We start from the raw sequence: 21,337 nt of genomic DNA on the forward strand, positions 1-21,337 counted from the left end.
GCATCATGTCCGTTCCCGGAAACCAAGGTTTCAACACCCGCGCCGTCCACGCCGGCCAGGCCTTCGAGCCCCGCACCGGCGCTGTGGTTCCGCCCCTGCACTTCAGTTCCACGTACGCCCAGGACGGCATCGGCGGGCTCCGCGAGGGCTACGAGTACGGCCGCGGCGGCAACCCCACCAGGGACGCCCTGCAGGAACAGCTCGCGGCGCTGGAAGGCGGCACCCACGCCTACAGCTTCAGCTCCGGGCTGGCCGCCGAGGATTCGCTCATCCGCGCCCTGACCCGCCCCGGCGACCACATTGTGCTGGGCAACGACGCCTACGGCGGCACCTACCGCCTCATCAGCCGGGTACTGGGCGGCTGGGGGATCGGCAACACCCCGGTGGACATGGCAGACCTCGACGCCGTCCGGGCGGCAGTCGCCGCCAGCAAGACCCGGTTCGTCTGGGTGGAGACGCCGTCCAACCCGCTGATGAAGATCACCGACATCGCGGCGCTCGCAGCAATAGCGCACGACGCCGGTGCCCTCCTCGTGGTGGACAACACCTTCGCTTCCCCCTACCTGCAGAACCCGCTCGCCTTGGGTGCCGACGTCGTGGTCCACTCCACCACGAAGTACATCGGTGGGCATTCGGACGTTGTGGGCGGCGCCGTGGTAGTCAAGGATGCGGAGCTCGCGGAGAAGATCGGCTTCGTCCAGTTCGCCGTGGGCGCCGTCTCCGGACCCATGGACGCGTTCCTCACCACGCGCGGGCTGAAGACCCTGGGGGTCCGCATGGACCGGCACAGCCTCAACGGCCAGGCCGTGGCCGAGTGGCTGCTCGAGCGGCCCGAGGTGGAGGCCGTCCTGTATCCGGGCCTGCCGTCCCACCCGGGCCACGAGCTCGCCAGGAAGCAGATGCGGAGCTTTGGGGGCATGGTTTCGGTACAGTTCAAGGGCGGCGAGACTGCTGCCCGGAAGGTGGCGGAATCGACGTCGGTGTTCACCCTGGCCGAGTCCCTGGGCGGCATCGAATCGCTGATGAACTACCCGTCCGAGATGACGCACGCCTCGGTCAAAGGCACCGAGCTGGCGGTTCCGGTGAACCTCCTCCGCCTGTCCTGCGGCATTGAGGACGTGGAGGACCTGCTCGCGGACCTGGACCAGGCGTTCGCCGCCATCCCCTAGACCCGCCGGTTAAACCGGGACGGCACGTCGCGGCAGTTCCCGGGGTGGGGGTTGCTGCGACGTGCCGTCCCGCGGTGGGAAATTTCCTACTTTACGGAACCCTCGGTGAGCCCGCCGCGCCAGAAGCGCTGTAGGACCACCATGGCGATGCTGAGCGGGATGATCGAGAGCAGCACGCCGCCGGTGGTCAGCTCGTAGAACTCAGGCAGCCGGTCCACCTGGCTCAGCCAGTTGTTCAGGCCGAGCGTGATCGGGTACAGCCCGGAGTCGGACAGCATCACGAGCGGCAGGAAGTAGTTGTTCCAGATTCCCACCAGCTGGAAGAGGAACACGGTGACCAGGGCGGGGGTGAGCACACGCAGCCCGATGGTGTGGAAGATCCTCAGTTCGCCCGCGCCGTCCAGCCTGGCCGCCTCGATGAGTGAGGTGTCCACCGTGGCCTGCGAATAGATCCGGCACAGGAACAGTCCAAACGGCGAGACGAGGGACGGCAGCAGCACGCTCCAGTACGTGTTGGCCAGGCCCAGCTGGCTGAAAAGCAGGAAGAGCGGCAGGGCTGTGGCCGTGCCGGGTACCAGTACTCCGCCCAGGATGGTTCCAAAGACCAGGTTCCGCCCGCGGAACTCGTACTTCGCCAGCGCGTAACCGCCCGCCGCCGCGAAGTAGGTGGCCAGGAGGGCGCCGATGCCGGCGTACAGCACTGAGTTCAGGAACCACCGGATGAAGATGCCGTTGTCATAGCTGAGCACCTGCGCAAGGTTGTCCCACAGCGCAACGGTGGGGGCGAACCAGAACCCGTTGGTGGAGAACAGGTCCTCCGTGGACTTGGTGGCAGCGACCACCACCCAGTAGACGGGAATGAGGAAGTACAGGGCAACCACCACGAGCACCGCTGTGACGATGATGGTGGACGGACGGCCCTTGCTTCCGGAACGCCTGGTCCCTGCCGCGGATGGGCGGGCCGGGGAAGCCGATGTCGACGTCGGGGTCACGGTAGCGGTCATGAGGACTTCCTGTTCGTGAATTTGAGGAAGGCGAAGGACAGGACGAAGGCGGCCACGGCTATCAGCACGGCCTGCGCAGCGGCCACGTTGTAGTCGTTGTAGGCGAACGCGGTGGTGTAGGCGCTGAGGTTGGGCGTGTACTGGCTGTCGATGGCGGGGGCCACGGTCTTCAGGACCTGCGCCTCGGCGAAGAGCTGCAGGGTGCCGATAATGGAGAAGACAGTTGTCAGGACGAGGGCGGGCCGGATCAGCGGAAGCTGGATGCTGAGGGCCACCCGCCAGGTGGAGGCGCCGTCCACCTTCGCGGCCTCATACAGCTCCCCGGGTATGGCCTTCAGCTGGGCCACGATGATCAGCATGTTGTAGCCGGTGTAGCTCCAGGTGACGATGTTCGCAATCGACCATAGAACGGTGTTGGCACCCAGGAAATCCGGAGTCAGTCCCACCAGGGCCGCGACGTCGAACAGCGGACTCAGCCCGGGGACGTAGAGGAACGACCAGAGGATGGTGGCAATGACCCCCGGAACGCCGTAGGGGAGGAAGTACGCGGCACGGAAGAAGCCCGGCCACTTGGCGGACGCTGATTCGAGCATGAGGGCAAGCACCGTGCAGAGGACGATCATCACCGGTACCTGCACCACGCCGAAGAGGAGCATGCGTCCGATCGACGCCACGAAGCTGCCGTCAGCCAGGGCCTGGGCGTAGTTGCTGAACCCGGCGAATTCACTGGTGACCCCTGCCTCCCCAAAGAGCCCGCTCCGGGTCACTTTGGTAAAGCTCGAGCCAACGGCAACGAAGATCGGAAGGATAAACGTCAGGATGAACAACGCCAGGAAGGGCGCCAGCAGGAGCCAGGGCGCGCGGGACGCAGCGCCTGTCCGGTCGCCGCGTTTGCCCGGCCGGGCGGAAGGCTGCGCGGATGGAACCTGCCCCGTCCGCGCGGTGGGTGATGTCGCTGTCATGACGCTTCCTTTCGAATGCTGAGGCCCTTGTTCCTGAAGACGGTCATGATCTGCTGTTCGGCCGTCGCCACCGAATCCACCAGGCTGGTTCCTGACGCCTTCTTCCGGAAGCCGTCGCTCAGGATGTTGAAGGACTGCTGCGTGACGGGCCACCAGGACCAGTCCTTGTTCTGCTGCTGGGCCGCCGGCACGAAGATTTCCTGGTGGTAGCTTTGGCCGCCAAAGAACTCCGACGGCGCCTGCCGCGGAGTGCCGATGAAGTCCGGCGACGGCGACCAGCCAATGCCGCTGTTGGTGATTTCGGCGTCGATGCCTTCCCTGGACGTGGTCATCCAGACCGCGAACTCGAGTGCTTCGCGGGGGTGTTTGCTGTTGGCCAGGACCGCTGCGGTGGAACCGCCAAGGTAGCTTGACCCGAATCCGCTCCCGCCCCAGGTGGGCATGGGTGCCACCCGCCATTTGCCGCTGCCGCCGCTGACGCCTTCAATGAGGGCGTCTCCCCAGCTGCCGGACACCACGGAGGCGATGGTTCCCTTGGCGGCTGCAGCGAACCAGCCGGGGGAATAGGCGCCGAACGCCGTCTGCACAAGGTCCTCATCGATGGCCTGGTCGAAGAAGCGGGCAACCTTCATGGTGGCGTCGTCGGTCATGTTAATGACCCAGCCGTCCTCCTCAGGCCGGAGCCAGCTGGCACCGGCCTGGGCCGCGAAGGCTGTGAACACGGAGGCGTCACCCAGCGGGAAGCAGTCCAGGTAGACATCCTTTTGGCGCAGTTCGCGTGCCAGGGCTGCCCATTCGTCCCACGTGCCGGGGTTTGTGCCGCCCACCTGGTTCAGGACTGCCGGCTGGTAGAACATGGCCATGGGGCCGGAGTCCTGGGGGATGCCGTACACGCCGCCGGAGAAGCTGACCTGGCCCCACAGGGTCTGGTCGTACAGGTGCGCGTAGTCCTGGGCGCCGTACCGGGCAACGTCCACCAGGCCGTTGACCAGCATGAATTCGGGGAGGGACCGCATCTCCACCTGGGCAAGGTCGGGTCCGCCGCCGGCAGCCAGGGCCGAATAGAGCTTTTGGTACCCGCCGGCGTTGCCGCCGGGAATCCACACGACCTCCACCTGGACTTGCGGATGGGAGGCGTTCCAGATATCGGCCACTTTTTGGGCGTCCTTGAGCCAGCACCAGTACGTCAGGGTGATCTTTTCCCCGCTGGCGGCGGGAGCGAGCACCGGTGCTGTGTTGACGGAGCGTATGCCTGGCGTGGCACAGCCGGACAGGAGCCCCACCGCTGCGGTGCCCAGGCCCGCACTCAGGAGTTGTCTTCGCGTGAATTGGGACATTTGCCTTCACCTCATTGTGTCGGATATGTGCCTAAAAGTGTGAAGCATGGCACTTTTTGTTCGGTTCGAGAAAGGCTAACACGAAAACTCGAGTGGTCGCTCGAGTTTTGGTTTAGCGGGAGTTACGGCGGGTACACTGGCTTGCCATGAGCACCAAGGAGGGCCCTCAAACGTCCCGCCGGGGACCCTACGCGAAGTCGGCGGAGCGGCGCCGGGCCATCCTGACCGCAGCCCACGCCGTCTTCGCCGCCCACGGGTATCGCGGCAGCTCGCTGCAGGACGTGGCCAACCACGCGGGCATGAGCCAGACGAGCCTCCTCCACTACTTCCCCTCCAAAAGCGATCTGCTCCTGGCAGTACTCAATTGGCGGGATTCCATCACGGGAGACGGTACCGCGCCGCCGGACCCGGAGGAATCACTTTCTGATGCCGTCCTCCGGCAGGCGCGCTTCAATGAAGATGTCCCGGGAGTCCTTGAGCTCTACACCGTCCTGTGCGGAGAAGCGGTCACGGAGGGGCATCCCGGGCGGGACTACTTTACGCAGCGCTTTGAGCGGCTGCGGCGGAGCTACGCGCGCCAGCTTGCGCAGCTGGCCGGGGAAGGCCGGCTGCGCCCTGGTGTGGATCCGGACACTGCCGCTGCCTCATTGATCGCTCTGTGGGACGGCATCCAGACGCAGTGGCTCCTGGCGCCCGGGAGTGTGGACATGGCCGGCTGTCTCCGCGCTTACCTGGACCTGGTCCTGCTGCCTGAGGAGGACCCGGAGCGTGCTTCAGCCGGGGCACTTCCATTGGCGCCGCTAGGCTGATCCCATGGATTCTTCCCCCGCAGCCGTCCGCCCCGCCGCCCTCATCACCGGGGCGGGCCGGCTCGCGGGCATCGGCGCCGGCATCGCCCGGCACCTCGCCGCCGAAGGCTGGGACCTGGTGCTGGCCTACTGGCAGGACTACGACGCCCGGATGCCGTGGGGGACTGAGCCGGACGACGTCGTGCGTTTGACTGCCGAGCTCGAAGCCATCGGCGCCCAGGTCCACGTGCTGTCCGCGGACCTCCAGGACCCCGCCGTGCCCGACCAGCTGGTGGCGGAGTCCGTGCAGCTGGCGGGCCCGCTGCAGGGCATGGTCCTGAGCCATGCCGAGTCCGTGGACTCGGGGATCCTGGACACCAGCGTGGAATCGTTTGAGCGGCATTTTGCCGTGAATACCCGGGCCAGCTGGCAGCTGATTGCCGCGTTCGCGCGGCAGGCAACGGACGACGGCGGCGCAATCGTTGCGCTGACCAGTGACCACACAGCGTTCAACCTTCCCTACGGTGCCTCGAAGGGCGCGCTGGACAGGATCGTCATTGCCGCCGCGCGGGAGCTTGGACCGCAGGGCATTTCGGCGAACGTGCTGAACCCGGGCCCAGTGGATACCGGCTGGATGGACGACGAGGTCCGGGCAGCGCTGACGGCCCAACAGCCCACCGGACGGCTGGGAACACCCGCCGACGTCGCAGGAACCGTGGGGTTCCTGCTCTCACCCGCCGGCCGCTGGGTCTCCGGCCAGCTCATCAAGTCTGACGGCGGCTTCTCGGCGTAGCCCAACCAGGTAGCAGCAGATGCTGTTATGAGCCGCCAAAACGACATCACCTGCTACCTGGTTGCGCCGGAAAACCAGGGTCAGCGGAACGCGTTGATGCCGGTGATGTGCTGGCCAAGGACCAGGGTGTGGACTTCGTCGGTGCCTTCATAGGTGCGCACCGATTCCAGGTTGGCCGCATGGCGCAGTGGGGAGTAGTCCAGGGTGATGCCGTTTCCGCCGAGGATGGAGCGTGCCTCCCTGGCCACCGTGAGGGCTTCCCTGACGTTGTTGAGCTTGCCCAGTGAGATTTGCTCGGGCCGCAGGACGCCGGCGTCCTTGAGCCGTCCCAGGTGCAGCGCCAGCAGGGTCCCCTTCTGGATCTCCACCAGCATGTTGACCAGCTTCTCCTGGGTCAGCTGGTAGGCGGCCAGCGGCTTGCCGAACTGCAGCCGCTCCTGCGAGTAGGCCAGTGCTGACTGGTAGGAATCCCGGGCGGCACCCATGGCGCCCCAGGCGATGCCGTACCGGGCCTCGTTCAGGCAGGTAAACGGGCCGCGCAGGCCACGCGCCGCCGGCAACAGCGCCTCCGGACCCAGCCTGACGTCGTCGAACACCACATCGCACTGGATGGACGCGCGCATCGACAGTTTCTGCGTGATGGGGACGGCGGCGACGCCGGGGGTCCCCGCCGGCACCAGGAAGCCGTGCACGCCGTCGTCGGTCATGGCCCAGACCACCATCACCCCGGCCACCGAAGCGAGGCCGATCCAGCGTTTGGCGCCGTTCAGCACCCAGCCGGCGTTGTCCCCGGCACCGTCCCGCCGGGCGAACGTGGCCATGGAGGAAGGATCGGAGCCGGCTGAAGGCTCGGTCAGCGCAAAGCACCCGATCACTTCCCCGGCGGCCATCCGGGGGAGCCACTCCTGTTTCTGGTCCTCGGAGCCCCACGTGTGGATGGCGGTCATGGCCAATGAGCCCTGCACCGAGACAAAGGTGCGGATCCCGGAATCGCCGGCCTCGAGTTCCATTGCGGCCAGGCCGTATTCGACGGCGGAGCGGCCCGGGCAGCCGTAGCCCTCCAGGTGCATTCCCAGCACCCCGAGTTCGCCCAGTTCCGGCGCGAGCTCCAGGGGAAAGACGGCGTCCTCGTACCACCGGGCGATGTTTGGCCTGATCCGCTGGGCCGTGAAGTCCCGGACTTTCTGCTGGATTTCCTGCTCGCCGGGGGTCAGCAGGGCATCCAGGGCAAGGACGTCCGAGGGGTCCGGGTTCACGGCTTCGCCAGGAAGTAACCGCGGGTGGCGGGCAGGAACCGGCACGCCACAGCCAGCACCACGCCCAGGGCCAGCAGCAGCACGCCGCTGACGAAGGCCCCGCCGACCCCGAAGATCTGGGTGTCGCCGTAGGCCGGGTCCCACATCTGGACAGCCGAGATGAAGAAGGCGGCCGTCAGCAGGAGCGCACCCACGAGCGGCAGGATGCCCCGGAACCACAGGTTGCGCGCCGAATGCCGGAGGGTGCCGCGGAAGTACCAGAAGCACGCGAAACCGGTGAGCGCGTAGTAGAAGGCGATGAACAGGCTGATGGCGCTGATGGAATCGGAGAGCAGGTTCTCGCTCATGAAACTCATGGCCACGTAATAGGCGATGGCGGCCGCCCCCATGACCTGGGTGGAGAACCCTGGAGTCTGGTTCTTCGGGTGCACCTGGCCGAACCTGGCCGGCAGGGCGCCGTGGACGCCCATGGACAGGGTGCCGCGTGCCGTGGGGAGGATGGTGGTCTGGGTGGAGGACAGGACGGAGGCAAGGACGGCGACGACGATCAGCCATCCCCAGGGGCCCAGCACCACGTCCCGCATGGCCAGGAAGACGTCGTCCTGGTTGGCCTCGTTGCCCAGGCCAATGCCCTCCGTGCCCACCGTGGCGTACATCATCACCAGGAGCGCCACGGAGACATAGATGGCCACGAGGATGAAGGCGGAGATCACCGCGCCGCGGCCGGGGGTGGTTGAAGGGTTCTCTGTTTCCTCATTGACCGCGAGGCAGGTGTCCCAGCCCCAATAGATGAAGAGCGCCAGGAGCGCGCCGTGCACCACGGCCCCGGGATCCGCAAAGGCACCCACCGGGTTGAACCATTCAAGGTCGAAGGCCTGGATAGAGGTGTCTCCCGCGGCGGAACCCGCAACGATCCGCACCACGATGGCCAGGGAAAAGATCCCCAGGGAGATGTATTGCACATAGGTCAGCACCCGCTGGACGTGTTCGCCCAGTCGGATGCCCCAGTAGTTGACCAGCGTCATTACGGCGATGAACAGGACGCCCGTTGCAGTCACCACTGCCTTGTTGTCCGCCAGGGAGCCGTCACCCACCAGGAGCCACAGGTACTGGCCCGCCACCTGCGCCAGGTTGGCCAGGACCACGATGCCGGCGAGCGCCACGCCCCAGCCGCCCAGCCAGCCCGCCCAGGGGCCGAACGCACGCCTGGACCAGGTGAAGGTGGTGCCGCAGTCCGGAATGGCGCTGTTCAGTTCGCGGAACGCATACGCGATGAAGAGCACGGGGATGAAGCCGAGCAGCAGGATCAGGGGAGTGTAGTTGCCGTTTACGGCCACGATGAGGCCCAGTGTTGCGGCCAGCGAGTAGACCGGTGCCGTGGAGGCCAGCCCCAGCATCACGGAGTCGCCGAGGTCGAGGATCCCGGCGCGGAGCCCCTTGGCCGGGACGGTGGCGCCCGGCGCGCCGCCCGGGCCGCCCGTCGTCGTGGTTCCTGTGCTCATGCTGTCACCGGGTTCATAGTGCGATACCTGCTTTGTTGGAGGAGGCCTCGGCCGAGAGCGGCGCCGGCGCGTCAATGGTGTTGGGCACAAAACGGCAGAAGTAGTCAGTGACCGGCCCATCCGATTCCCGGATGCCGCAGCCTACGGACTCGCCGTCCACCACCCACAGGCCCAGGACGGGATGGTTGCCGTCGAAGTCGGGCAGTTCCTGGTACTGCTGGTAGCACCAGCCCTCGCGGCCGTAGCCGCCGGGTTGCTCAAGGCTGATGCCCCGGGCGTGGATCTTGATGTTGTCCCCTTCGCGGCCGTGCAGGGGCTTGGCCACCCATTCCTTAAGGGGGCCCGGCTCGTTAAGGTAGGCCGGAAGCAGGTTGGGGTGCTGCGGGTACAGGTGCCAGAGGGCGGCCAGGAGCGCCTTGTTGGAGAGGAGCATTTTCCAGGCCGGTTCAACCCAGCGCGGGTTGTGGGCCCGTTCCAGAAGACGGTGCCCGAAGGGTTCCTTCATCATCAGCTCCCAGGGGTAGAGCTTGAAGATGGTGCTGATCATGAAATTGTCCAGGTCCACGAACCGGTTCAGGTTGGGGTCCCAGCCGATGTCCGACATGTTGATGCCGATGGTGGTCCAGCCTGCCTGGCTGGCCACGTCCCGCATGTAGGCAGCCGTCATCCAGTCCTCGCCGGATTCCTCCACCTCCGAGTGGGCAACGTGCAGGGTGCTCATGCCGGTGCGGTACTGGACCTTTTTCCACTGCCGGATCAGGGCCTCGTGGATCCCGTTCCACTGGTCCTTTTCCGGGAAGACGTCCTGCAGCCAGAACCACTGCGCCACTGCCGCCTCGATGAGCCCGGTGGGGGTGTCCGCGTTGTATTCGAGCATCTTGGCGGGCCCGCCCTGGCCGTCATAGATGAAGTCGAAGCGGCCGTAGACGTCCACGTCCCCGGCCTGCAGGGACTCTGCAGCCAGTTCCAAAGCCTGCGGGCCGATGCCGATATCGCCCATGGCGCCGGTGGCCAGGAACTTGGCCGCTTCCACGCACATCCTGTGCATGTCCTCGGCCGCCAGCTCTAGCTCCTCCACCTCGTCCGTGGTGAATTCGTAGTACGCGGACTCGTTCCAGTACTCGATCCGCCGCCCGTCCTCCATGGTGGTGGTGGAAAAGACCAGGCCCTGTTCCTGGATCTTCTGCTTCCAGTCGGGCCTGGGCACAGACACCAGCCGCTTCACGCTCAGCCCCCCACTTTGCTGCTGCCGCCGCTGGTACCGCTCTTGGCGGTGGTACCGAAGCCGCCGCGGCTGACCGTGCCGCCCTGCGTGCTGTACCCGGTGGAGGCTTTTGCGCCGCTGGGAACGGTTCTGGTGTAGGTGGGGGCGGTTGAGCGGTTCTGCCCGACGGCGGGAACGAACGCCCCGCGGGAGAAGAAATACCAGGCGTAGATGCCGCCGCTTCGGCCGGCAGAGCTGTTGCAGTTGGTGTCCTCCACGCGCTCGCCGGTTTCGTCGTTGAAACACACCTGGGCGTACTCGGGATCATCCTGGTTGCTGGCCACCACAGCCGTGATGGTGCCGGCGAGCAGCGCCGTCACGCCCAGGCCCACCACCACGGTGCGCCGCTGCGAGCGTTTCTTCCTGGCCGCCGCCTCGTTGAGCTGCCTCTCCCGGTCGCGGGCAAACGGGTCCACGGGAGTAACAGGCTCGTTGAGCAGTTCAGGGCGGAGCTCCGGTTTGGGTACCTGCCAGGGCGGAGGCTTCGCGCCTGCCCGGCCGTCACCGTCAGGCTGGTTGCCGCTTGCCCGCCCGCGCTCCGGGTTTTTGTTCGGGTCCATGGCGTCCCCTTCAGTAGTCCACGTGAATTGGGCACAGCGCTGCACCCCCAATTGCAATCCTGAACTCAGCGTAGTCCCTGCCGGTGCCGGCTGCGAGCAGCGCAGCGGATAGCGGATGGGGGAGAAGTCCCCATGCCGGCAGCTGAGGCCTGCAGGGGGTCGCGGACCCTACACTGGTGCCATGGAAACCGCCTCCGTAGTTGCCGTCTGCCGTGTCCACCAGCTCCTGCCGGATACATCCAACGTGGGCGTGACGGCCATCGACAAGCGTCCGGCCGAGGGGCCGGTCAAGGTTCACCGCCTGGGCCTCCAGGGCGACATCCAGGCGAACCGGGTACACCACGGCGGTCCGGACCAGGCCCTGTATGCCTATTCGCAGCAGGACGCGGACTACTGGGCCGGGGAGTTGCAGCGGGACCTCCCGCCTGGAATCTTTGGCGAGAACCTCCGGGTAGCGGGCATCGACGCCACGGGAGCGGTGATTGGCGAACGGTGGAAGATCGGCCTCAGCCTCGAAGTCGAAGTCACCTCGCCGCGAACGCCCTGCGCCACCTTCCAGCGCCGGATGCGGGAGCCGCACTTCGTCAAGAGGTTCACCGAGGAGGGCCGCGTGGGCACCTACCTGCGCGTCATCAGGACCGGCACCATCCAGGCCGGGGACCATATCCACCGGCTGTATGTTCCGAAGCACGGCATTACCGTGGGCAGGTGGTTCAGCGAACCGGACGCGGAGTCGATGGAAGCGTTGCGCGACGCCGACGCCGACGGCGAGATCCGCCTGCAGCAGCCGGAGTTCACGAAAAAGTTCGAGGCGCTGGAACGGCAGCTGGGGCGGTAGCCACAGGCTGCAGCGGCTGGAAGGGGAGGGGTGTGCGCAAGCTCACCGCCGTCGTCGTACGTTCAATTTCCGCTGCGGCAGGTGCGTACCTTACACTTGAAACATCCCCCACTCCGGAAATCCCTTATTCCTGCCCAATTTTTGAGGCAGGACTGGCAAGTGTTGGGGCCCGCGCAAGCGATGCGGGCATTTTCATAGGGAGAGCCGGCTAAAGAAAACGCTGTACAGACTGCTGGGATAGCAGCCAAGAGATGCAGCGGGAAGTCCTGCCACGGGATTGCGAAAGCGCCGGACTTCTGTGACCGGCCGGTCAATGTTTGCCCGGCATCCACGGCACACGTACTGCGGCTCCGCTCACCTCGGGTAGTGCCGCCTGGCCCCCTATGGATGAGGAATACTTCCCTATGCCCGAAAATCACAACGACGCCACCGCTGAAGCAGCGACTGCCAGCATCGAATTCACTGAGCCCGCTGCCCACGCAGCCGAGGCCGCACCGGCACCCGCCGAAGCCCCCGAAGAAGCCCCCGCCGCCAAGGCTGAGGAAGCTCCGGCCGCTCCCTCTGTGGAAGCTCCCGCCGCCAAGGCTGAGGAAGACGAAGAAGAAGGCATCAAGTTCGCCGACCTCGGCATCGACGGCCGCGTCCTCGCTGCCCTGCAGGATGTTGGCTACGAAAAGCCTTCCCCCATCCAGGCAGCAACCATCCCGCTGCTGCTCGAAGGCCGCGACGTCGTGGGCCTCGCCCAGACCGGCACCGGTAAGACTGCAGCATTCGCAGTACCGGCACTGTCCCGCCTGGCCGAGCTCCACGACCTCAATGGCCCCTCCCGCAAGACCCAGGCCCTGGTGCTCGCCCCGACCCGCGAGTTGGCCCTCCAGGTTGCCGAGGCCTTCACCTCGTACGCCAAGCACATCGATGACTTCACGGTCCTCCCGGTTTACGGCGGCTCCGCTTACGGCCCCCAGCTCGCCGGCCTGCGCCGCGGTGCCCAGGTTGTTGTCGGTACTCCCGGCCGTGTGATCGACCACATCTCCAAGGGTTCCCTGGACCTGTCCGAGCTCCAGTACCTGGTGCTGGACGAGGCCGACGAGATGCTGCGCATGGGCTTCGCCGAAGACGTGGAGCAGATCTTCCAGCAGACCCCGTCGGACCGCCAGGTGGCCCTGTTCTCGGCCACCATGCCGAGCCAGATCCGCCGCATGTCCAAGCAGTACCTGAACAACCCGGCCGAGATCTCCGTGAAGTCCAAGACCACCACCGGTGCCAACACCCGCCAGCGGTACCTGCAGGTCATGGGCCCGCACAAGCTCGATGCTCTGACCCGCATCCTTGAGGTCGAAGAGTTCGACGGCGTCATCGCCTTCGTGCGGACCAAGATGGCTACCGAGGACCTGGCTGACAAGCTGAAGTCCCGCGGTTTCCAGGCCGCCGCCATCAACGGCGACATTCCGCAGCAGCAGCGCGAGCGCACTGTGGACGCACTGAAGGAAGGCCGCATCGACATCCTCGTGGCCACCGACGTCGCGGCCCGTGGCCTTGACGTGGAGCGCATCAGCCACGTCATCAACTACGACATCCCGCACGACACCGAGTCCTACGTCCACCGCATCGGCCGCACCGGGCGTGCAGGCCGCTCGGGCGACGCGATCCTGTTCATGACGCCGCGCGAGAAGTACCTGCTGCGTTCCATCGAGAAGGCCACCCGGCAGCCGGTGGAGCAGATGCACCTGCCCACGGCCGAGACCGTGAACACGCTGCGCCTGGGCAAGTTCGCCGAGAAGATCACCGAAACGCTGGCGTCAGAGGACGTCTCGGCGTTCCGCGACCTCATCGCGTCCTACGAGGAAGAGCACAACGTTCCGGCTGCGGAAATCGCTGCTGCCCTTGCCGTCATGGCACAGGGCGGCCAGCCGCTGCTGGTGAAGGAACTGCCTGCAGCTCCCGAGTTCCAGAAGCGCGAGCGCTCCAAGGACGGTTTCGGCTCGCGTGGACCGACCCGTACGCTCACCGAGGGCAACGCCACCTACCGGATCGCCGTGGGACGCCGCCAGCGCGTCATGCCGGGTTCCATTGTGGGCGCCATCGCCAACGAAGGCGGCATCTCCTCAGCCCAAATCGGCGGCATCGACATCCGCTCGGACCACTCCCTCGTGGAGCTTCCGGCAGACCTGAGCCCCGAGCAGTTGCGTGCCCTGTCCCGCACCCGGATCGGCGGCGAGCTGATCAACCTTGAGCTGGACAACGGCCGCAAGCCCTCCGGCGAGCGCGGCGCCTACCAGGGCAACCGTGGCGGTGACCGGGGAGGCAACTTCAAGGGCAACGGCGGGTTCAAGAAGGAATTCCGGAAGTCCGACGGCGAGCGTTCCTCGGCTGACCGTGGTGGCCGTTCGTACAGCGAGCGTTCTTACAGCGCCGACAGCGGTGCCAACCGCGGCCAGGCCAGCGACTCCCGCTTCGGCGGCCACGGTGACGGCTCCCGCAAGCCTCGCCACGGCAACGAGGGCGGCCAGCGGGACTTCAACCGCAAGGGCAAGTGGTAAATCCGTCAGCTAGCTGACAAGGCGCCTGTGGGCCGGCTTTCGAGCCGGCCCACAGGCGTTTAAGGCGTGCAGTAGTGAATGTCCGACGGCGGACAGCGGCGGGGGAGTGTGGGGATCGACACATTCTTGGTGCGGGCCTCTGGGAAAAGGCTCCGGCCCGGCCGGCCTGCGCTGGTTGCAGGGGTCCTGTTTCCCTGATTTTCCGGCGTTTTTCGGCTGACAGGGCGTTCATTGGACACCTGTTCCAGTCTCGCTCCGCCTGACCGAACGCCGATTTGTTGGTGGGTAAATCTTCCGGTAGAGTATTTACTCGTTGCCCCCCTAGCTCAGTGGTAGAGCGCGTTCTTGGTAAGAACGAGGTCACCGGATCGATTCCGGTGGGGGGCTCTGGATGAGGGCCTGTGTCAAGGCGGTTTTGACCGGCTTGACGCAGGTTTTTCTCATTCGTGGCGGTGTAGCTCAGTTGGTTAGAGCGCACGACTCATAATCGTGAGGTCGGGAGATCGAGCCTCCCCACCGCTACATAGAAAGACCCCCGGTTTCCTTAGGATTCCGGGGGTTTTCTGGTTAATGAGAATTAACCCTTGACAAATGTCCAATCTCCTGCATTCCTTCAATTGGTCGCCATCTCTCTGAGGGGTGGCTACAAAATGGCTACGTGGCGGCCAGCCATGGGGACGTAGATACAAGGCCTCCTGGCTGTAACCTCGGTCCATGAGTGCATCTGACGACGACGAATCGTATGTGTGGCCCACTGGTTTAGGAAACATGACGTTGGATATGCTCCCAGGGCATTTGCGCGACACAGGCCTCCACTACGCTCATAGAGCCTTGGAGCAGTACTCCGCCTGGGATGACCTTCAATTGCTCGACGCCGCAGTGGCAATCGGGTCGGCTGTGGAGTTGCTGGCTAAGGCAATTCTGTCTGATGTGGATCCGGTCCTACTGTTAGATCGACAAGAGGACAGGAAGTCTTTGATGCTTCTTTCCGGCGAGGCCGCGCATCCCAAGGGCATCAACCCAAACCCGCTCACGGTCAAGTCCATATCCGCAACAAAGGCAGTCAACAGGCTTACCGACCTAGGACTCGTTAAGTGGGATAAGACTGACGACGTGGTTTTCGATGTTCGGAACGCAGCAACACACATGGGTCTCGTTAGCCCGGAGATGGTCCAAGTCGCGGTGGTGGCAATGGTGGGGTTCTGTGACAAGGCCCGTGAGTACTTCGGCAAGGGCGAAATAGCGTGGTGGGGGGTGGCGAACATCGACATTGCCACCAAGATGTTGGCGGGTGCGGAGAAGCGTTTAGCCTTGCTTGTTGCTGGTAAGTTCAGCACAGCTCGACAGGTTCTTGCGCGACATCGGGAGGAGGGCCTGTCCGCTGACCTTCAGGACGCCATCTTGAGCTCCAAAGCAGAAGAGGAGCCATCGCTGTTGGCTGAACTCGCCGGACGCCTCCCTTGCCCTGTCTGTGCCTATTCAGGTTGGGCTATCGGGTTTAGCCGCGTTGACCGAGCCTTGGAGCCGGGAAGCCTTGAGGCGATGACGGGGGCAGACATGGACGTGTGGGCGTTTCAGTGCCATGTCTGCGGACTCGTCTTGGACGGGTACGAGCAGATACTTGAGTGCGGTCTACCTGAAGTTCTCCACCTCGATCACCAACAGTCCACGTAATGGCCGGTACGCAGTCCGGGCGCAGGAATGCCCCCGTGTCTTGGCGGGGGCAATCCTCCCACTCAGGGAGTTTTCGCTAGGTAGCGATACAGCGTCGCAACGGATACTCCTACGGCATCAGCAATCTCCTTTGGACTCAGCACGCCAGCGGCGTGCAGCTCCTTTGCCCTGCTGATCTTGGGGCTGTCCAGCAAGGCAGGCCTGCCACCATTGCGGCCGCGTGCGCGTGCCGCCGCCAGCCCTACGTTGGTCCGCTCCCTGAGCAAGTCCCGCTCATACTCAGCCAGCGTTCCGAAGATGCCCAGCATGAGCTTTGCCTGGGCTTTGTTGCCGTCGGTGCTGAGCATGGGGTTATCCAGTACCCGCACACTCACGCCCCGCTCTGCCAGCTCTTGGAACAAATGAATCAGGTTCCCCAAGGACCGCCCCAAGCGATCCAGCTTGGCCACCACCAACGTGTCCCCATCCCGCAGCGCCGCAAGGCACTTATCAAAGCCAGGGCGGCTGGCCTTGGCACCGCTCACGCCCTGGTCCTTGAACAGGTGCCGCGCATCATCCTTGACGCCTGCCGCCAGCAGGGCGTCCCTCTGTCCGTCTGTCTTCTGCTCCGCCGTGCTAACCCTCATGTAGCCGATCAGTGCCACGCTCTGCTCCGTTCTCACTTACTCATGCAATAAAGCGGTAATGGGAATTAGAATATGCGAATGGGTTATGAGAATACAACTCCCTTGCAATCACTGAGGACAGCCGGTCCCGGCGGCTGTTATTGCTAGTCTCAGCAAACGATCGTTTTTAAGAATCGGACTGTAGCGTTGGCGACAACGCCCACCGCAAGAGGAGAACGATGGCCACTTTGTTTCTGTACCTGGGAATTGCATTGGCCCTCTGTGCCATGGCCGTCCTCGGCGTTGGCCTTCGACAACTCGCACGGGAGAAGAAGTCCCTCTCTCGCGGGCAGTACTCACTCTTTATCGCACTATGTCTGGTTGGCATTGCCTCGTTCTTCATGTACGCGTGGCTGGACTAGAAAGCGGTACAAACTCACGACTGGCACTCATCCAACGATCGTTTTTGAGAATTCAGGCATGGTGGGCCAATGGGTCCGGCGTGTGGTTGTTCGGCTCGCGTTTGGAACAACTTAGTCGACTGGGAACTGTGGAGCATGCGAACGCTCTGGCACGTTGAGACGTCCAGTTGATCGTCCTTCAGTCACAACTATTCGAGCCTCTTTGACGAGCCAGGCGTAGTTGCTATGAACCTCCCAAACCGCAAGCTCAAGGTATAGGTCGGGCATTCGCTCAAGCCGCCCCCACCTGTCAAAGTCGGCGTGGAGAAGGCGCCCATAGTTGAGGTCGTAGTAGATGTCGTGCTCGCCATGGATCGTTTGCTCGTCGCCATGGCCTACGCCGAATTCCGTCATGCTCTGCCCGGCCCTCTTGAAGTCAGCTTTGCGGGTTGCAACGTTCAGCTTGCAGTTCTCGAGAAATTCCGGCGCAGCAGAACTCACCATTGCGTCGTAAACCTTGGGCAGGTAGACCGCGTCCTTCTTTGTGATGAATTTACGCAGCAGCATTGCGCGAAGCTGGTTACTCCGGAACGTTGCGGGGTCCCTGCTGGCGCCGAACTCGAACTGCGCGGATTCCGGCAGCATGTCATCGAAAGCTTCGTACTCGATTGCCAAGGATTCGAACATCAGGAGCAGTTCACCAGGCGATGGTTCATTGGTCATATCGTGAGCGTAGTTGAGGGTGGGGGGAGGACCCACAACACATGCGGCATACTGCCCGGCTGTCATAGCGCCCGAGGTCGCGTACGGGTTTAGTAGCTGGGAGCGGGTGGGTTATGAGGCCCACCCGCTCCCGTACTTAGTTAGTGGCGGTTGCGCTTATGCTCCTGCCAGAGTTCGGCACCCGTCTTGGTTTCAGGCAGGTATGCTGCCCTGATCTCGGCTGAGACGGCCCAAGCTTCCGGCGTGATGCCTTCGCTCATGGCTGCGGCCCGTCCGGCCTCGTAAGTCGCGTTGACCTCCTGCCCGACTGATTTGGTCTCAGTCGGAAGCGCGTTCATGTAGTTGGCATACTTGCGCTGCGCGTTTGCCGCAGCTGTGATGCCTTCCCGCCGGGCTTCCACTTCCGTGCGGAAGAAGCGGTTGGGGTTGGTTTCGTTGGGGAGCTGCCACATACCCGGGCTCACCTCCACCGGGTTGAAGTTGAGGGCAGTTGGGTCGGGCGGCGGCGCGGCATCGCCGACTGCGGCTTCGGCATCGGCGAGGTGCTCAGCCACAGACTTGCGGTAACCGAAGTGGTCGTAGTTATGGTCAGTCATCGTTGTTAGCTTCCTCATAGTTGTAGATGGCATCTTCATGGTTGTAAATGTTGTTGGTCCTGTTGGCTTCAGCCCGAGCCAAGCAAGCTGCGTCGAGCGAGTAGTACAGCTTCCAGTCGAACTGCCACACTCCCGGCCAAGGCTCCAAAATCTCCTGGCTGTATGGCATGGCGGTGATCGTCCTTTTGGGCACTGTTATTCCTTTCGTTTGGTCATGTGTTTGGGCTGTCATTTGTGGACTGCCTGTTGCTCCGCTCCGGTGAGTCCCAGTGGCTCGGAGCTGCGGGAAGCCCGTGCTTCCCAGCCCATAGGAGCAGGGGAATTGTTGTTTTGCAGAGGTAGTCGTCAGTCCAAAAAAAGGCATCGGGGCTCTTCGACCTGCGTGCGCGACGGGCCGCGTTGACCCTGTGTGTCACTGGCTGCAGGTGATTCGGCCGCATGCAAAGGGTCGTATTGCAAACGTGGTCCAGTTCTCGTCGCGGAGCGTGCCCGCCGACAAACCACACGTACATCAATCTGTGGCCAAGCCATTCCCGGTCGCCCACAATCACCGAGGCATAATCTCCGTTCCGGGGGCCATTCCAAATCCAGCATCCCGTGACTTCGTCCACAAGAAGAAACCGCGCTAAGCGATCCAACTCGGAGTCCATCACGGGACTGCCCATGGTGCCTTTGTCGATTTTTTCGAGCGCCCGGCGCTCGTGTCGGCGGCAATAGGACAACTTCTCGGCTTTTGTTGGGCACCCCGGTTCGGCGCAAGGAGTGCGGCGGCGCCGCTCCTGTTCGTAATGCATTTTGCAGTGGCGGAAGGCGTAGGCAGATCGCGTGCAAGATACTGCGTTGCAGGACCGGGTTCGCGTAAGCGGCAGTATCGAACTCCTTTCATCGGTGAGGTGTTTTTGGTGCATCAGTGGATCGGCGGAAACGTCCCGTCTCCCTACTGGCTGCAGGGACAGGCAGCGTCTGAATCAGCTCGGCCAGCCGGTAGTCATTACTGTTGGTTTCCTTCATGCGCCTCGGCACGACGACAGCTCCTGACTCAGGGCCTCTCCTTAGAGGTGGCCCTGTCATCGGTTCCCCGACCCCCTGTGTAGCTTCGGTTCAGGCTCACAAAGGGGTTCAGAGCCGTTTTGAGGGTGGTCCTGGCGGCAGTAGCCCAATTGGATCAGCCACCTTTCCCTCCACCCTGGAATCAGCGCGTAGGGCTGCTGGGCAGGTGCCAGGAGAAGCTGCGGCCATGGCGCCGACTGAGGCTCCGCCAAGGCCCCGGCTGTTCGGTGGGAAAGGTCGCAATGATTTCGGCGCAACTAAGGCAGGGGGCACTGATGCTGGAAAAGCCGTTCTGGTGCCCCCATCCAGCCTGTGCTGCGCAAACGGAACAGAGGCCGCAACGGAGGTAGTGATTTCTTGTCTTGTTGAACTCAACAGCCTGGCTGAGTGATTCGGGCTGATGGGGGATGCTTGCATTCCTTTCTTGATTCCAGGTATCGATCCAGGCGACTCCGGTTCCCGGACCAAAAGGTGAAGCTGATTTGTCCGGTTCCGAGCGCGCTAACGCGAGACTTCCTGGTGTTTCATCCAGTCCTCCACATCGGAGAGGCGGTACAGGACCTTCGTGCCGACCTTCAGGCGCTTCGGGCCGTCCAGTAGGTGAGTGGCAAGAAACTTTTCACTGACGCCCATGAATGCCGCCGTTTCCCGGCGGTTCATGTACACAGAATTCGAGAGTCCCTGGGCAGTCCGGACAGTGGAATCGCCAGCGCGGTCATCATGATTTTTATGCAGGGGTATCTCCTCGGTGGGTAGTTGTGGGTGTGCACATGCCCCGGTGCTTACCCTTTGATGTCGTCGTCTCGTTGCAAGGCAGGGAGCCAGGAAGTTGGCCGGTGTATCACCGAGAACACCAGAGCATTGCCTTGACTTAATTGTGTTCGGCAATGCAAGTTTTTTTCATAGGCACAAAACCCGAATACTTGCGCTTGCGTGCAACTGCGCAATTCTTGTTGACGCGTCGTTTCCTGTTCTGTGCCTATCGCGAATGTACGACTGGATGGCTATTGTTGTAGTCATGGCCATCAACAAGCTGGACAACGGGAAGTGGCGCCACGACTACCGCGTGGGCGGGATTCGTCGATACAAGCAGTTCAGGACCAAAGCTGAGGCTTTGGCGCATGAGTTGCAGATCAACACCGCGAAGTCTGGCGGTACGCTGATTGACACCCGGAAGGGTGGCAAGATCAGGTTCCACGATCTGTATCTGGAGTGGCTCGACCGTATTGAGCGGGTGGGTGCAAAAGGCCAACGGCCCGCTTCCCCAGTGACAGTGGCCGGATACCGTCGTGTCTACGCGCAACACATGCAGAAGCACTTTGAAAACCGCACCTTGGCGGGTGTGACACTCACTGTTATCAACGAGTGGCTGGTTACCTTTTCCACAGACGATGCACGACGCCGTGCGTACCGCCAGTTGGGCCGGATGTTGCAGTATGCGGTTGATAGCGGCTACTTGGCCGCAAATCCCGCACGTAACGCGACCATCAATAACGTGCCGACTCCTGCTCCCGTTCGCGAGCCTGCTGCTCTTACTGCTGCGCAACTGATGGCGCTGGCGGAGCAGTCGGCGGAGGGCGGGCGGTATGCGGGAAAATCTCACGAGGCGTACAGGCTCCTGATCTTGTTTGCGGGAACCACCGGGTTGAGATGGTCGGAAGTCTCGGGCCTCAAGGCGGGTGCCCTCACCTTCGGCGACCGCCCCCAAGTTGTCGTCCGGTCTACCCTTGTGCCCGTAGATGGCCGCCTGGAGTTTCGGGAGACAACCAAGGGGCGCAAACCCCGGATCGTGCCAATTCCGGGCTCGGTTGCAGAGGAGCTTGAGGTGCACGCAAAGGGACTGGCTTCCAGCGAGTTGGTGTTTACGTCCCCGTCCGGGACAGAGCTGCGGTCATCAAACTTCGCGCGCCGAGTATTCCACCCGGCGGTTGAGCGGTGTCGTGAAACGGACTCGACTTTTCCTGAGATCGTTTTTCATGATCTACGGCGCACCGCAGTTACATTGGCTATCAGCGCCGGTGCCAATGTGAAGCTGGTCCAGCAGATCGCGGGACATAGCTCGGCTGTTACCACCCTTGACGTGTACGCGCAGCTCTTCGCCCATGACGCGCAGTCCTCCGCTAGGGCTGTTGATGCGTTGTTGAACGGAAAGGGTACGTAGTCAAGCTGCTGGCTACGAGAGTAATCATGGCTACAAAATGGCTACTAGATGGGGCAAACGCCTGCAGCAGTAGCGGAATACTTTACGACTCATAATCGTGAGGTCGGGAGATCG

The 21,337-nt window shown here is 63.5% G+C and carries 20 protein-coding genes and 2 tRNA genes; 10 read left to right on the top strand and 12 right to left on the bottom strand.

Annotated features, from left to right (window positions below; genetic code table 11):
* The first annotated feature begins 5 nt into the window (after positions 1–5).
* Positions 6–1,169 (top strand): cystathionine gamma-synthase, encoded by a 1,164-nt coding sequence (locus tag IEX33_RS02055; RefSeq protein ID WP_188727323.1) that lies wholly within the window; start codon positions 6–8, stop codon positions 1,167–1,169.
* 86 nt (positions 1,170–1,255) lie between these two features.
* Here the strand turns inward: IEX33_RS02055 and IEX33_RS02060 are convergent, their stop codons facing one another.
* Genes IEX33_RS02060 through IEX33_RS02070 form a run of 3 tightly spaced genes read right to left on the bottom strand, consistent with a single transcriptional unit; the run spans position 1,256 to position 4,472 of the window.
* The gene (locus IEX33_RS02060) at positions 1,256–2,173 is read right to left on the bottom strand and encodes a carbohydrate ABC transporter permease (RefSeq protein ID WP_188727325.1); all 918 of its coding nucleotides are present in this window, start codon (positions 2,171–2,173) and stop codon (positions 1,256–1,258) included.
* The gene (locus tag IEX33_RS02065) at positions 2,170–3,135 is read right to left on the bottom strand and encodes a carbohydrate ABC transporter permease (RefSeq protein ID WP_188727327.1); all 966 of its coding nucleotides are present in this window, start codon (positions 3,133–3,135) and stop codon (positions 2,170–2,172) included. The genes IEX33_RS02060 and IEX33_RS02065 overlap by 4 nt, the downstream gene beginning before the upstream one ends.
* Positions 3,132–4,472: an ABC transporter substrate-binding protein gene (locus IEX33_RS02070; RefSeq protein WP_188727328.1), complete on the bottom strand. Its 1,341-nt coding sequence runs from the start codon at positions 4,470–4,472 to the stop codon at positions 3,132–3,134. The genes IEX33_RS02065 and IEX33_RS02070 overlap by 4 nt, the downstream gene beginning before the upstream one ends.
* A gap of 146 nt (positions 4,473–4,618) precedes the next feature.
* Here IEX33_RS02070 and IEX33_RS02075 point away from each other — a divergent pair, with 146 nt between their 5' ends.
* Both IEX33_RS02075 and IEX33_RS02080 read left to right on the top strand, forming a co-directional pair.
* A complete protein-coding gene (locus IEX33_RS02075) occupies positions 4,619–5,281 on the top strand; it encodes a TetR/AcrR family transcriptional regulator (protein ID WP_188727331.1) in 663 nt (220 codons plus the stop codon).
* A gap of 4 nt (positions 5,282–5,285) precedes the next feature.
* The gene (locus tag IEX33_RS02080; RefSeq protein ID WP_188727333.1) at positions 5,286–6,053 is read left to right on the top strand and encodes an SDR family oxidoreductase; all 768 of its coding nucleotides are present in this window, start codon (positions 5,286–5,288) and stop codon (positions 6,051–6,053) included.
* Positions 6,054–6,133: 80 nt separating this feature from the next.
* On the opposite strand, the gene IEX33_RS02085 is transcribed toward IEX33_RS02080, so the two are convergent.
* From IEX33_RS02085 to IEX33_RS02100, 4 genes are read right to left on the bottom strand one after another with little or no spacing between them, the layout of a single operon-like run.
* A complete protein-coding gene (locus IEX33_RS02085; RefSeq protein ID WP_188727335.1) occupies positions 6,134–7,309 on the bottom strand; it encodes an acyl-CoA dehydrogenase family protein in 1,176 nt (391 codons plus the stop codon).
* Entirely contained in the window at positions 7,306–8,811 is a 1,506-nt protein-coding gene (locus IEX33_RS02090; protein WP_188727337.1) for an APC family permease, read from the bottom strand. Before IEX33_RS02090 ends, IEX33_RS02085 begins: the two co-directional genes overlap by 4 nt.
* Positions 8,812–8,824: 13 nt before the next feature.
* On the bottom strand, positions 8,825–10,036 hold the full coding sequence (locus IEX33_RS02095; RefSeq protein WP_188727339.1) for a glutathionylspermidine synthase family protein: 1,212 nt from the start codon (positions 10,034–10,036) through the stop codon (positions 8,825–8,827).
* A gap of 2 nt (positions 10,037–10,038) precedes the next feature.
* Positions 10,039–10,635: a Tat pathway signal protein gene (locus IEX33_RS02100; RefSeq protein ID WP_188727341.1), complete on the bottom strand. Its 597-nt coding sequence runs from the start codon at positions 10,633–10,635 to the stop codon at positions 10,039–10,041.
* Positions 10,636–10,816: 181 nt separating this feature from the next.
* Between IEX33_RS02100 and IEX33_RS02105 the strand changes: the two genes are divergently transcribed.
* From IEX33_RS02105 to IEX33_RS02125, 5 genes are all read left to right on the top strand, one after another.
* Positions 10,817–11,473 (top strand): MOSC domain-containing protein, encoded by a 657-nt coding sequence (locus tag IEX33_RS02105; protein WP_188727343.1) that lies wholly within the window; start codon positions 10,817–10,819, stop codon positions 11,471–11,473.
* Between the two features lie 404 nt (positions 11,474–11,877).
* Positions 11,878–14,013 (top strand): DEAD/DEAH box helicase, encoded by a 2,136-nt coding sequence (locus IEX33_RS02110; RefSeq protein ID WP_188727344.1) that lies wholly within the window; start codon positions 11,878–11,880, stop codon positions 14,011–14,013.
* Positions 14,014–14,328: 315 nt separating this feature from the next.
* Positions 14,329–14,400 (top strand) — tRNA-Thr (locus IEX33_RS02115).
* 61 nt (positions 14,401–14,461) lie between these two features.
* Positions 14,462–14,535: transfer RNA gene (locus IEX33_RS02120), tRNA-Met, on the top strand.
* Between the two features lie 192 nt (positions 14,536–14,727).
* Positions 14,728–15,687, top strand: coding sequence for a hypothetical protein (locus IEX33_RS02125; protein ID WP_188727346.1), 960 nt, complete (start codon positions 14,728–14,730; stop codon positions 15,685–15,687).
* 62 nt (positions 15,688–15,749) lie between these two features.
* Here IEX33_RS02125 and IEX33_RS02130 read toward each other — a convergent pair whose 3' ends face one another.
* On the bottom strand, positions 15,750–16,349 hold the full coding sequence (locus IEX33_RS02130; protein ID WP_229675194.1) for a recombinase family protein: 600 nt from the start codon (positions 16,347–16,349) through the stop codon (positions 15,750–15,752).
* Positions 16,350–16,531: 182 nt separating this feature from the next.
* Between IEX33_RS02130 and IEX33_RS02135 the strand changes: the two genes are divergently transcribed.
* A complete protein-coding gene (locus tag IEX33_RS02135) occupies positions 16,532–16,714 on the top strand; it encodes a hypothetical protein (protein ID WP_188727348.1) in 183 nt (60 codons plus the stop codon).
* Between the two features lie 111 nt (positions 16,715–16,825).
* Here IEX33_RS02135 and IEX33_RS02140 read toward each other — a convergent pair whose 3' ends face one another.
* From IEX33_RS02140 to IEX33_RS02155, 4 genes are all read right to left on the bottom strand, one after another.
* Positions 16,826–17,416 carry a hypothetical protein gene (locus IEX33_RS02140; RefSeq protein ID WP_188727350.1) on the bottom strand — a complete coding sequence of 197 codons (591 nt, stop codon included), beginning with the start codon at positions 17,414–17,416 and terminating at the stop codon, positions 16,826–16,828.
* Positions 17,417–17,556: 140 nt separating this feature from the next.
* Positions 17,557–18,012 (bottom strand): hypothetical protein, encoded by a 456-nt coding sequence (locus tag IEX33_RS02145; protein ID WP_188727352.1) that lies wholly within the window; start codon positions 18,010–18,012, stop codon positions 17,557–17,559.
* A complete protein-coding gene (locus IEX33_RS02150) occupies positions 18,005–18,205 on the bottom strand; it encodes a hypothetical protein (RefSeq protein WP_188727354.1) in 201 nt (66 codons plus the stop codon). The genes IEX33_RS02145 and IEX33_RS02150 overlap by 8 nt, the downstream gene beginning before the upstream one ends.
* 1,358 nt (positions 18,206–19,563) lie before the next feature.
* Positions 19,564–19,722 (bottom strand): helix-turn-helix transcriptional regulator, encoded by a 159-nt coding sequence (locus IEX33_RS02155; protein ID WP_188727356.1) that lies wholly within the window; start codon positions 19,720–19,722, stop codon positions 19,564–19,566.
* A gap of 340 nt (positions 19,723–20,062) precedes the next feature.
* On the opposite strand from IEX33_RS02155, the gene IEX33_RS02160 reads away from it, so the two are divergent.
* Positions 20,063–21,223, top strand: coding sequence for a tyrosine-type recombinase/integrase (locus tag IEX33_RS02160; protein ID WP_188727357.1), 1,161 nt, complete (start codon positions 20,063–20,065; stop codon positions 21,221–21,223).
* Positions 21,224–21,337 lie beyond the last annotated feature (114 nt).

This window comes from Pseudarthrobacter scleromae (genome assembly GCF_014644515.1).
Lineage (GTDB): Bacteria > Actinomycetota > Actinomycetes > Actinomycetales > Micrococcaceae > Arthrobacter > Arthrobacter scleromae.

Coding starts and splice junctions, on each gene's coding strand:
- IEX33_RS02055 (WP_188727323.1), top strand. CDS start 6: ATGTCCGTTCCCGGAAACCAAGGTTTCAACACCCGCGCCGTCCACGCC.
- IEX33_RS02060 (WP_188727325.1), bottom strand. CDS start 2,173: ATGACCGCTACCGTGACCCCGACGTCGACATCGGCTTCCCCGGCCCGC.
- IEX33_RS02065 (WP_188727327.1), bottom strand. CDS start 3,135: ATGACAGCGACATCACCCACCGCGCGGACGGGGCAGGTTCCATCCGCG.
- IEX33_RS02070 (WP_188727328.1), bottom strand. CDS start 4,472: ATGTCCCAATTCACGCGAAGACAACTCCTGAGTGCGGGCCTGGGCACC.
- IEX33_RS02075 (WP_188727331.1), top strand. CDS start 4,619: ATGAGCACCAAGGAGGGCCCTCAAACGTCCCGCCGGGGACCCTACGCG.
- IEX33_RS02080 (WP_188727333.1), top strand. CDS start 5,286: ATGGATTCTTCCCCCGCAGCCGTCCGCCCCGCCGCCCTCATCACCGGG.
- IEX33_RS02090 (WP_188727337.1), bottom strand. CDS start 8,811: ATGAGCACAGGAACCACGACGACGGGCGGCCCGGGCGGCGCGCCGGGC.
- IEX33_RS02100 (WP_188727341.1), bottom strand. CDS start 10,635: ATGGACCCGAACAAAAACCCGGAGCGCGGGCGGGCAAGCGGCAACCAG.
- IEX33_RS02105 (WP_188727343.1), top strand. CDS start 10,817: ATGGAAACCGCCTCCGTAGTTGCCGTCTGCCGTGTCCACCAGCTCCTG.
- IEX33_RS02110 (WP_188727344.1), top strand. CDS start 11,878: ATGCCCGAAAATCACAACGACGCCACCGCTGAAGCAGCGACTGCCAGC.
- IEX33_RS02125 (WP_188727346.1), top strand. CDS start 14,728: ATGAGTGCATCTGACGACGACGAATCGTATGTGTGGCCCACTGGTTTA.
- IEX33_RS02135 (WP_188727348.1), top strand. CDS start 16,532: ATGGCCACTTTGTTTCTGTACCTGGGAATTGCATTGGCCCTCTGTGCC.
- IEX33_RS02140 (WP_188727350.1), bottom strand. CDS start 17,416: ATGACCAATGAACCATCGCCTGGTGAACTGCTCCTGATGTTCGAATCC.
- IEX33_RS02145 (WP_188727352.1), bottom strand. CDS start 18,012: ATGACTGACCATAACTACGACCACTTCGGTTACCGCAAGTCTGTGGCT.
- IEX33_RS02155 (WP_188727356.1), bottom strand. CDS start 19,722: ATGAACCGCCGGGAAACGGCGGCATTCATGGGCGTCAGTGAAAAGTTT.
- IEX33_RS02160 (WP_188727357.1), top strand. CDS start 20,063: ATGGCTATTGTTGTAGTCATGGCCATCAACAAGCTGGACAACGGGAAG.